This window comes from Paraburkholderia sp. BR13444 (assembly GCF_040948755.1).
Classification (GTDB): domain Bacteria; phylum Pseudomonadota; class Gammaproteobacteria; order Burkholderiales; family Burkholderiaceae; genus Paraburkholderia; species Paraburkholderia youngii.
Genome location: NZ_JBFPKM010000042.1, coordinates 1 through 1996, shown reverse-complemented (window position 1 = coordinate 1996; position 1996 = coordinate 1). Strand labels below are relative to the sequence as shown.

Sequence of the window (1996 nt, the reverse complement as noted above, 5' to 3'; positions counted from 1 at the left end):
TCATGGCGTGCGCCGTGAAAAGGCGGCGCTTTCCAGTGGGTGAAAGCCCCACCCGGCAACCGCTCCAGCCGGAAGCAACCGGAGCAATCGTGGAGGTAACGAAGCGGTTGAAGCCTTCGGTGAAGCGTGTCACGAAATACGGTGACAGCGCGAGTGTGCAGGCCGTAACACGAGTGAACGCCGAGCAAGCCTCGAAAACGTCGATGCGCAGGCCGACCCGAAAGCCATGTCGGGGAAGGCTGATACGGTTGGGTGAACGAGCAGGCAGGACGCCCAGTCGCTGCGCCGGGGTAGTGGCGACAGCATGTACACAAGGAAAGCGCGCGCAACACGGGAAGCCCCCTGGCGTGGTCAGGGATGACCAACCGGACGCCCGTGAGGGACAGGCCGGGCGCCTTGGGGTGACGGAGAGGCCCGTATTACCGTTGAAGCCGGTGTAATGCTGGTGGAGGGAAGGGGCCTCAGTTCAAGACAGACGCAATACGTAGTGAGGACGTGGAGATTGGGCAACCTATCAACTCCGATTCGTGTTCAGAAGCTGCAGATGGCGTTACACGCGAAAGCGAAGGCAGAAGCCGGGTATCGCTTCTACGCTCTGTACGACAAGATCTATCGCGAGGATGTGCTGGGGTATGCGTACGCTCAGTGCCGCTCGAACAAGGGCGCGCCGGGTGTCGATCGGCAGGACTTCGCGGAGGTCGAAGCGTATGGGGTGCAGAAGTGGCTTGGCGAACTGGCGCTTGCGCTCAGGCAGGAGACTTACCGGCCGGACCCTATCAGACGAGTGTTTATCCCGAAGGCCAATGGCAAGTTGAGGCCCCTGGGCATCTCGACCCTGCGGGATCGGGTGTGCATGACAGCAGCGATGCTAGTGCTCGAACCGATCTTCGAAGCGGACCTTCCGCCAGAGCAGTACGCTTACCGCCCGGGGCGAAATGCCCAGCAAGCGGTAATCGAGGTGGAGGAGCGGCTGCATCGAGGGCAAACGGATGTCGTTGACGCTGACCTGGCGGACTACTTCGGAAGTATTCCCCACGCCGAATTGATGTTGTCGCTCGCGCGACGCATCGTTGATCGACGTGTGCTGCATCTGATCAGGATGTGGCTGGAATGCCCCGTCGAAGAAACCGATGACCGGGGCCGGAAGAAACGCACGACGGAGGCCACGGACAGCCGGCGAGGTATCCCACAGGGCTCCCCCATCTCACCACTGCTGGCGAATGTCTACATGCGCCGGTTTGTGCTGGCGTGGAAGAAGCTCGGACTTCAGCGCAGTCTTGGCAGTCATATCGTGACCTATGCGGACGACCTGGTGATTCTGTGCAAGCGTGGCAAGGCTGAGGAAGCGTTGTCGCGCATGCGCGAGATCATGGGAAAACTGAAGCTGACGGTCAACGCGGAGAAGACACGAATCTGCAAGGTGCCGGAAGGCGAATTCGACTTCCTGGGTTACACGTTTGGGCGGATGTACTCCGCAACGACTGGTCAGGCCCGTATGGGCATGCGTCCGTCGAAGAAGAGTATGCGGCGCATGATTGAGAAGGTCCATGCGCTGACCGCTGCTTCAATGACGTGGCTCGATACCACGGAGTTGGTGGGCAAGTTGAATCGCTCGCTACGCGGCTGGGCAAACTACTTCAAGGTAGGGACGTTCAGACGCGCCTATCGGGCGCTCGACAGCTATACCGCTGCGCGGTTGCGTCGGTGGTTACGTATCAAGCACAAGGTCAGACGTCGTCGGGGCGGGGCTTATCCACCCACGCACCTCTACGGGCACTTCGGTCTCGTTCGTCTGCAGGGGCCTTGGTAGTGACTTACCGTGTACGAAGGCGTGATGTCTTGTCCGAGAGCCGGATGCGGGAGATCTGCACGTCCGGTTCGATGAGCGGGTTGTGGAACCGGGGTTAAGGCCAGGGTACTCGGGCACCGCCAGACGAAAGGGGCGGAAACAGACAAACCGAACCTAATGCTACCGCGCCACAACTCGACTCTACCG

1 protein-coding gene is annotated in these 1996 nt (G+C 60.5%); it reads left to right on the top strand.

All coding sequences use genetic code 11. The annotated features are described in order from the left end of the window. Nucleotides 1-502 precede the first annotated feature (502 nt). A complete protein-coding gene (gene ltrA / locus AB3X95_RS38870; protein WP_368624001.1) occupies nt 503-1810 on the top strand; it encodes a group II intron reverse transcriptase/maturase in 1308 nt (435 codons plus the stop codon). Nucleotides 1811-1996 lie beyond the last annotated feature (186 nt).